The 8543-nt window shown below is 43.4% G+C and carries 7 protein-coding genes, 1 tRNA gene and 3 rRNA genes; 5 read left to right on the forward strand and 6 right to left on the reverse strand.

Annotated elements, in window-relative coordinates; all coding sequences use genetic code 11:
• Positions 1-144 precede the first annotated feature (144 nt).
• Together AACQ21_RS02195 and AACQ21_RS02200 are read right to left on the reverse strand one after the other, a co-directional pair.
• Complete coding sequence (locus tag AACQ21_RS02195; protein ID WP_181185556.1) at positions 145-1191, reverse strand: MJ1255/VC2487 family glycosyltransferase; 1047 nt, start codon at positions 1189-1191, stop codon at positions 145-147.
• On the reverse strand, positions 1188-1721 hold the full coding sequence (locus AACQ21_RS02200) for a phosphatase PAP2 family protein (protein WP_105977079.1): 534 nt from the start codon (positions 1719-1721) through the stop codon (positions 1188-1190). The genes AACQ21_RS02195 and AACQ21_RS02200 overlap by 4 nt, the downstream gene beginning before the upstream one ends.
• Positions 1722-2180: 459 nt before the next feature.
• On the opposite strand from AACQ21_RS02200, the gene leuA reads away from it, so the two are divergent.
• From leuA to AACQ21_RS02225, 5 genes are all read left to right on the forward strand, one after another.
• Positions 2181-3728: a 2-isopropylmalate synthase gene (gene leuA / locus AACQ21_RS02205; RefSeq protein ID WP_013856011.1), complete on the forward strand. Its 1548-nt coding sequence runs from the start codon at positions 2181-2183 to the stop codon at positions 3726-3728.
• Between the two features lie 73 nt (positions 3729-3801).
• Positions 3802-4893, forward strand: a complete 1092-nt coding sequence (gene leuB, locus AACQ21_RS02210; RefSeq protein WP_019282467.1) for a 3-isopropylmalate dehydrogenase — start codon at positions 3802-3804, stop codon at positions 4891-4893.
• A gap of 59 nt (positions 4894-4952) precedes the next feature.
• The gene (gene leuC, locus AACQ21_RS02215) at positions 4953-6374 is read left to right on the forward strand and encodes a 3-isopropylmalate dehydratase large subunit (protein ID WP_094125434.1); all 1422 of its coding nucleotides are present in this window, start codon (positions 4953-4955) and stop codon (positions 6372-6374) included.
• Positions 6375-6388: 14 nt separating this feature from the next.
• The gene (leuD, locus tag AACQ21_RS02220) at positions 6389-6991 is read left to right on the forward strand and encodes a 3-isopropylmalate dehydratase small subunit (protein ID WP_013856008.1); all 603 of its coding nucleotides are present in this window, start codon (positions 6389-6391) and stop codon (positions 6989-6991) included.
• Between the two features lie 112 nt (positions 6992-7103).
• On the forward strand, positions 7104-7889 hold the full coding sequence (locus AACQ21_RS02225; protein WP_094124093.1) for a DUF547 domain-containing protein: 786 nt from the start codon (positions 7104-7106) through the stop codon (positions 7887-7889).
• A 40-nt stretch (positions 7890-7929) separates the two neighbouring features.
• Here AACQ21_RS02225 and rrf (AACQ21_RS02230) read toward each other — a convergent pair.
• The 4 genes from rrf (AACQ21_RS02230) to AACQ21_RS02245 all read right to left on the reverse strand — a co-directional run.
• Positions 7930-8045, reverse strand: a 5S ribosomal RNA gene (gene rrf / locus AACQ21_RS02230).
• Between the two features lie 31 nt (positions 8046-8076).
• Positions 8077-8152 (reverse strand) — tRNA-Thr (locus AACQ21_RS02235).
• 67 nt (positions 8153-8219) lie between these two features.
• A 5S ribosomal RNA gene (rrf, locus tag AACQ21_RS02240) occupies positions 8220-8335 on the reverse strand.
• Between the two features lie 87 nt (positions 8336-8422).
• Positions 8423-8543 (reverse strand): 23S ribosomal RNA (locus AACQ21_RS02245); the annotation flags it as partial.

Below are 8543 nucleotides of genomic sequence, written 5' to 3' on the forward strand. Positions count from 1 at the left end.
ATGTATTTTTATAAAAAACCATAAAACAGAAAAATTTATGCATTTTATTCAAAACATTGAATCAAGTGATGAATAACAAGCCTTCACCTTGATATATTCACCAAATAAATTAATTACGTCAAAATTCAAAGCATTTCGTCAATATTAGTTAAATGACACATAACTAGGGAAATCAACCTGTCGCCATAAAGACTGGCTCAGCTCTTTATGATTATCCCATTTGCCATTTTGTACCCATTCAACCAAGGCTTTCGCTACATTAGGATAGACAACGCGCTCGACCTGTTTTTCATCCAACCAACGGCGTAACTCCGACGGGTCCAAAAACTCCATAGATGCAGCAAGTCCGAGATTCTCAAGAGTGGCAACGTTACTTTGCTGCTCAAATTGACCCGATAGTGGCTTAAGTAGCAGCTTTTTACCCAATGAAAGCGCTTCTGATGGTAATTCAAAGCCACCATTAGCAATCACGCCATCGCAGCGATGCAAGTGATATTGAAAATGGGTATGACATAAGGGACGCAGCTCAACATTTTCAACGGATTGCGCTTCCATTAAGGAAGGGTGATAACAAATAAATGCTTGATTTGAAAAACGAAAAAGCAACTCAAGAATATCATCAACATGCTCAAATGGAAGATAGACCAAAATGAAATGCTCGCTAGACGTATGCTGCTCTGAACGATAGATAATCGGAGGAAGGATCGGTTGATCAAAATGATACCAATGTAAACCGACGTGGTAATTGGCAGGCGCAAACTGTTGAATAATCTGTTTATCCAGCCAACTTGCCCCTTTCAAAGGCACATTATAACGAAATGCATTTTGATGACTTATCCCAATACACGGAATACCCTGCTGTTTAGCCGCCCATGCCGATACTGGTTCAAAGTCATTAATGACCAGATCATACGGAGACAAATCGAGTTTTTTTGTCTCACTCACGAAAGCCAGCAAATTATTATTCAGCGCCGTTTTAACGTAATTTACGTGTCCCTGTTCAGTTTCAAAAGTAAAACCGCGCCGAGTTTGGTAATCACCGAAACTTTCCATCGAAAAGTATTTCTCTTTTTCACGTCCAGAAAAGAGAAATTGCACATCAACGTTGGCTTCTTTCAACGCTTCACTCATCACTCGTGAACGAGCAATATGGCCATTTCCGGTGCCTTGGACACCATACAGAATTTTCAAAAGCCTCTCTCCACCAACCACAAAGCAAATCTTGCGCTGCTTACACCAAGCAGCGCGCCAATCACGATATCCGTCAAGAAGTGAACCCCAAGTAGGATGCGAGATACGCCAATTAAGCCAGCCCAAACCAAGACAAAAGCATCGCTATGAGGATAGAAGTGGCCAATTAATGTCGCCATAACAAACCCTGCAGCCGTATGACCAGAGGGCAAACTGTAGCGATCCGAAGGGGTAATAAAGGCAATGAATGAAGGAGAAAACTCTTCCGGGCGACGACGCTGAAAGCTATTTTTCAATCCCCAATAAATAGGGAGTTCAATCGCGAAAGCGACCAGTCCAGCCATTAAGAATAGCTGGCCATTAAGCGGATCTAAATACCAAGCTAAAGCACCAATCAACGCATACAAATGCCCATCCCCAGTATGGGAAATAGCTTTGCTGATCTGCGCTACAGGCTGATTAAAACGATGCTGTAAACAAAATAGCGAAAACGCTACGTCAAACTTAACAATTTGTCCGATGGCACGCATGAGCGACTCCTGTCATTCCATAAACCTCTTACGCTCTAAACGTAGAAGTTTAAAATGACAAATACGTGACTGTTTGTTGGAGAATGAATGAATTTAACCGATGACAAACGTTCTTGCGTGAAAACATTCCGTGCTACAAAAAGTGATCCTATCTACCAATTCTGCTCATTTTTACCGCTTTTGACTAAAACTGATCCGATATGAATAAAAAAACAACTTAATGGTTGACGAGTTAAGTCGAGTACGGTACTAATTTGTTAACTTAATCTTGTGGAATGTTACGAATGACTATCCGTTTTTCTATCCTGCTGGGCCTGCTCCTTATCGTGAACCATTCGCGCGGGTAGGTTGTGGAAGAAAAACACCACACAAGATGACAAGAGCCCGCACTGAGATGCGGGTTTTTTTATAACTATATTTAGGAAGTAAACGATTAACCATCGGTGCAAGGGAGCAAACATGAATAATCAAGTCATTATATTCGACACCACATTACGTGATGGCGAACAAGCTTTGTCAGCAAGCTTAACCGTTAAAGAAAAACTGCAGATTGCTTACGCATTAGAGCGCCTTGGTGTTGATGTTATTGAAGCAGGTTTTCCAGTTTCCTCCCCAGGTGATTTTGAATCGGTCAAAACGATTGCCAAACACATTAAAAACAGCCGCGTCTGCGCGCTTTCTCGCGCGGTAGCAAAAGATATTGATGCAGCGGCCGAAGCTCTGAAAGTCGCCGATGCTTTTCGTATCCATACGTTTATTTCAACCTCAACCATTCATGTGCAAGATAAATTGCGCCGCAGTTATGATGATGTGCTCGAGATGGCAGTCAGTGCGGTGAAACACGCCCGTAACTACACTGATGACGTCGAATTTTCCTGTGAAGATGCGGGCCGAACGCCCATTGATAATCTCTGTAGAATGGTCGAAGCCGCAATTAATGCCGGAGCTAAGACCATCAATATTCCAGACACGGTCGGTTATACTGTTCCTAGCGAATTTGGTGGCATTATTCAAATGCTGTTTGAGCGAGTCCCTAACATAGATAAAGCCATTATTTCCGTTCATTGCCACGATGACTTGGGAATGTCAGTCGCAAACTCGATTGCCGCCGTACAGGCTGGCGCAAGGCAAATAGAAGGCACCATCAACGGTATTGGTGAGCGCGCTGGTAACTGTTCACTGGAAGAGATCGCGATGATCATCAAAACTCGTCAAGAATTCCTCGGCGTACATACAGGCTTAAAGCATGATGAGATCCACCGCACCAGTAAGTTGGTCAGTCAACTGTGCAATATGCCGATTCAAAGTAACAAAGCGATTGTCGGTGCCAACGCATTTAGCCACTCGTCAGGCATTCATCAAGATGGCATGTTGAAGAACAAAAACACTTACGAAATCATGACTCCAGAGTCAATTGGCCTAAAAAACCAAGCGCTGAACTTAACGAGCCGCAGTGGCCGCGCCGCAGTAAAAAGCCATATGGATAGCATGGGTTACAATGAAAACGAATACAACCTCAATGCCTTGTATGAAGATTTCTTAAAATTGGCAGATCGTAAAGGCCAAGTGTTTGACTATGACTTAGAAGCTTTGATGCACTTTTCAAATCTGCGTGATGAAGACGATTTCTACAAATTGAACTATTTGAGTGTTCAATCAGGCAGTGTTATGGCGACCACCAGTATTAAATTGCTTTGTGGTGATGAAGAAAAATGTGAAGCTGCCGTTGGTAATGGCCCTGTCGATGCACTTTACCAATGTATTTACCGTCTAACTGGCTATGAGATCGTATTGGATAAATTTGACCTTACCGCCAAGGGCGAAGGTGAAGATGGACTCGGGCAAGCCGATATTATTGCCAACTACAAAGGGCGAAAATATCACGGTACAGGCGTCTCTACGGATATTGTCGAAGCATCAGGACAAGCCTTATTGCACGTGATCAATAGCATTCATCGTGCCGATCAAATTGCAGAAATTAAACAAAAGAAAGTGGCAACCGTTTAACGTACCTAGATTAGAGCTTTCAGTCTTTAGAGCTCACTGGGGCAAGCAAATATAAAAATAGTAAAGGACTAACATGACAGACAAAACATACAAAATTGCCGTTCTTGCAGGTGATGGTATCGGCCCAGAAGTAATGCAACAAGCACACAAGGTATTGGATGCGATTGAAAAAAAACATGCTATCCGGTTTGCCAGAGAAGAACATGATGTCGGCGGGATTGCGATTGATAACCACGGTTGCCCGCTGCCTGAAAGCACAATTAAAGGATGTGAAGAGGCAGACGCCGTATTGTTTGGTTCCGTAGGCGGCCCTAAATGGGAGCATTTACCACCCAACGACCAACCAGAGCGCGGTGCACTCCTACCGCTTCGCAAACATTTTCAACTGTTTTGTAACTTGCGTCCTGCTCAAATTCACTCAGGCTTAGAAAGCTTTTCTCCTTTACGATCCGATATCTCCGATCGTGGCTTCGATATTGTGGTTGTTCGAGAATTGACTGGTGGTATTTATTTTGGCCAACCCAAAGGACGCGAAGGAGAAGGGGCAAATGAAAAAGCATTTGATACCGAAGTTTACCACCGCTACGAAATCGAACGCATTGCAAAAATAGCGTTTGAGTCCGCACGATTACGTCGTAAAAAAGTATGCTCAGTCGATAAAGCGAACGTATTACAAAGCTCTATCTTATGGCGTGAGGTCGTGGAAGAGATCGCAAAAGATTATCCGGACGTCGAGCTTTCACACATTTATATCGATAATGCCACTATGCAGCTCATTAAAGATCCCTCTCAATTTGATGTCATGCTGTGCTCTAATATTTTTGGTGACATCATTTCCGATGAATGCGCCATGATCACAGGCTCAATGGGCATGCTACCTTCCGCTAGCCTTAATGAAAGCAATTTCGGTCTCTATGAGCCAGCAGGTGGCTCTGCACCTGATATCGCAGGAAAGAACATCGCTAACCCAGTTGCACAAATTCTTTCCGCCGCTTTAATGCTACGTTATAGCTTGGGCGAAGAAAGTGCCGCTCAAGCTATCGAAAATGCCGTATCAAAAGCGCTTACCGCAGGCGAACTCACCGCAGATCTTGCCAGTGGTAAAGCAGCACTTTCAACCTCTGAAATGGGCGATAAAATTGCCAGCTACATTTTAAACTCATAATTAGTAGGACTAGGTTCGCCTAGTCCTTTATAAAGCTCAAAGAGCTCAAGGAAGAAGCAATGTCGCAAGCAAAAACCTTATACGAAAAAATTTATGATGCCCACATTGCGGTGTCAGCTGAAGGGGAAACCCCCATCCTTTATATCGATCGTCATCTCGTTCATGAAGTGACATCACCGCAAGCATTTGATGGTCTACGCGAAAAGGGACGTAAAGTTCGTCAGACGAGTAAAACATTCGCTACCATGGACCATAACGTTTCAACCACCACAAAAGACATTAATGCCTCGGGTGAGATGGCTCGAATCCAAATGGAAACACTGTCAAAGAACTGTGCTGAGTTTGGCGTAACACTCTACGACTTAAATCACAAATACCAAGGCATCGTTCATGTCATGGGGCCAGAATTAGGTATTACTCTTCCCGGTATGACCATTGTCTGCGGTGACTCACACACAGCAACACATGGCGCATTTGGCTCGTTAGCGTTTGGCATCGGTACGTCAGAAGTTGAGCACGTACTTGCGACCCAAACATTGAAACAAGCTCGCGCTAAAACGATGAAAATCGAGGTGACAGGCAAAGTCGCTCCAGGCATCACCGCTAAAGATATCGTGCTAGCCATTATAGGTAAAACAACGGCGGCCGGTGGTACAGGCTATGTCGTTGAATTTTGTGGTGAAGCGATTACCGATCTTTCAATGGAAGGTCGTATGACGGTGTGCAATATGGCGATTGAGCTTGGGGCAAAAGCCGGTCTTATCGCCCCTGATCAGACTACTTTCGACTACATTAAAGGTCGCAAGTTTTCTCCTCAAGGAAACGATTTAGAAGCTGCCATTGAGTACTGGGCAACGCTAAAAACCGATGATAATGCCAAATTCGATGCAGTCGTTACCCTAAATGCCGCGGACATCAAACCACAAGTAACGTGGGGCACAAACCCAGGCCAAGTAATTGCTGTCGACGAAACCATTCCATCTCCCGATAGCTTTAGTGATCCTGTCGAAAAAGCATCAGCAGAAAAAGCATTAGCGTATATGGGACTGGAAGCGGGTAAATCCTTATCAGACTACAAAGTGGATAAAGTTTTTGTCGGTTCTTGCACAAACTCTCGCATTGAAGATATGCGAGCAGCAGCTCAAGTCGCGAAAGGTAAAAAAGTCGCACCACATGTTCAAGCATTGATTGTTCCAGGTTCAGAGCAAGTTAAAGCGCAAGCGGAAGCGGAAGGCTTGGATAAAATATTTATTGAAGCGGGTTTTGAATGGCGCTTGCCGGGCTGTTCAATGTGCTTGGCTATGAACAATGACAGGCTCGGTGCAGGTGAGCGTTGTGCATCAACATCCAACCGCAATTTTGAAGGCCGCCAAGGTCGGGATGGACGCACACATTTAGTCAGTCCTGCAATGGCCGCCGCCGCCGCCATCGCTGGACACTTTGTCGATATCCGTAATATTCATTCTTCAACACTCAACTAAACAGGGGATCACCAATGTCAGGTTTTAAACAGCACACAGGTTTGGTCGTTCCTCTTGATGCAGCGAACGTCGATACAGATGCCATTATCCCTAAGCAATTTTTACAGAAAGTAAATCGCACTGGTTTTGGCAAACACCTTTTTCATGATTGGCGTTTTCTAGATGATGCAGGTCAACAACCTAATCCAAATTTTGTCATGAATAAACTTCGCTATGAAGGAGCGAGCATTCTACTTGCTCGTGAAAACTTTGGGTGTGGTTCTTCACGAGAACATGCCCCTTGGGCTTTAGCGGATTACGGCATCAAAGCCATGATTGCACCCAGTTTTGCGGATATTTTTTATGGTAACTCAATCAATAACCAAATGGTTCCAGTCCGCCTTACAGAGCAAGAAGTTGATGAAATATTCCAATTTGTTGAAGGAAATGAAGGTGCTCAACTAACTGTAGATCTTGAACGAATGGAAGTTAAAGCCAATGGAAAAACATACTCATTTGAAATTGATGAATTTCGTCGCCATTGCTTACTTAATGGATTAGACAATATCGGTTTGACTCTACAGCACGAAGATAAAATCGCTGATTATGAAACAAAAATTCCTAGCTTTTTGAAATAGCGAGTATCGATTTAATTTCCAGAGGTTGGTGTAGATGCACCAACCTTTTATTTTATCTGAAATTTATCAATCCCTACCTAGGTCATATAACCTATGAGATGAGAGGTAAACGATGAAATATCTACTAACGCTATGTTTGACACTCGGGTCAACGAATGTATTTTCTGCTCCTAAATCACAGCTATGGGATTATTGGAACTCTAGTAATGAAGAAAATACACAAGCCATTTCACATCAAATTTGGCAGACAACACTTGATACTTATCTAATCCAAGAAAATCACAACAACCTCTTCGATTATCAAAGGGTCAACTCAAAAGATAAAGAGCAATTAGAGCTCTATATTTCACAATTATCAGCTCTTGATCCAAGAGAGTATGCAAAGCTGGAACAATATGCTTACTGGGTCAACTTATATAATGCCTTAACAGTTAACTTAATCGTCGATCATTACCCAATACCATCCATCACTAAACTGGGAGGATTTTTCTCATTTGGCCCTTGGGAACAAAAGATCATTACCATCAATCAAAAAGAGCTGACTCTCAATGATATTGAACATCGAATTTTAAGACCCATTTGGAAAGATCCTCGAACCCATTATGCGGTCAACTGCGCAAGCCTTGGCTGTCCAAACTTACAAAAGCAGGCTTTCACAGCAGAAAATACTGAATTATTACTGGAGAAATCAGCCACTGAGTTTATCAATAGCGAAAAAGGAGTAAAGGTCACCAATGATAAATGGGTTCTGTCTTCTATTTATGACTGGTTTGCTGAAGATTTTGGAACGAAACAGCAATTATTTGCGCACTTAGTGCAGTACAACAAGGCACTAAAAAGCGAGAAAAAGAGTATCAGCTATCACTATGATTGGACATTGAATGATACGAATAGATAGAAAAAAACCTCAGCATTTCTGCTGAGGTTTCGTAATTCAAACCTGGCGATGTCCTACTCTCACATGGGGAGACCCCACACTACCATCGGCGCTGTTGTGTTTCACTTCTGAGTTCGGCATGGGTTCAGGTGGGTCCACAACGCTATGGTCGCCAAGCAAATTCTTTTAGCTTACAGAGCTATAAAACTGGTGCTGATACCCAGAATCGAACTGGGGACCTCATCCTTACCAAGGATGCGCTCTACCGACTGAGCCATATCAGCACACTGTATCTTGTGTCACAAGTGACTAAAAAGCCCGCTCTTACAAACGGGCTCTTATAAATTCAAAGCCTGGCGATGTCCTACTCTCACATGGGGAGACCCCACACTACCATCGGCGCTGTTGTGTTTCACTTCTGAGTTCGGCATGGAATCAGGTGGGTCCACAACGCTATGGTCGCCAAGCAAATTTCTTAATTCGGAAAGCTGTTTCGTTCTCATTCACACATTCAATGTTCTTCAATTGAGCCCACAAAACCCCTTCGGTGTTGTATGGTTAAGCCTCACGGGCAATTAGTATTGGTTAGCTCAACGCCTCGCAGCGCTTACACACCCAACCTATCAACGTTCTAGTCTCGAACAACCCTTTAGGACACTTAAAGTGCCAGGGAAG

This window comes from Vibrio sp. V01_P9A10T6 (genome assembly GCF_963877065.1).
Lineage (GTDB): Bacteria > Pseudomonadota > Gammaproteobacteria > Enterobacterales > Vibrionaceae > Vibrio > Vibrio anguillarum.

Bases quoted from the DNA above. Each gene is read 5' to 3' on its own strand.
- leuD (WP_013856008.1), top strand. From the start codon at position 6,389: ATGTCAGGTTTTAAACAGCACACAGGTTTGGTCGTTCCTCTTGATGCA.
- leuB (WP_019282467.1), top strand. From the start codon at position 3,802: ATGACAGACAAAACATACAAAATTGCCGTTCTTGCAGGTGATGGTATC.
- AACQ21_RS02225 (WP_094124093.1), top strand. From the start codon at position 7,104: ATGAAATATCTACTAACGCTATGTTTGACACTCGGGTCAACGAATGTA.
- leuC (WP_094125434.1), top strand. From the start codon at position 4,953: ATGTCGCAAGCAAAAACCTTATACGAAAAAATTTATGATGCCCACATT.
- AACQ21_RS02200 (WP_105977079.1), bottom strand. From the start codon at position 1,721: ATGCGTGCCATCGGACAAATTGTTAAGTTTGACGTAGCGTTTTCGCTA.
- leuA (WP_013856011.1), top strand. From the start codon at position 2,181: ATGAATAATCAAGTCATTATATTCGACACCACATTACGTGATGGCGAA.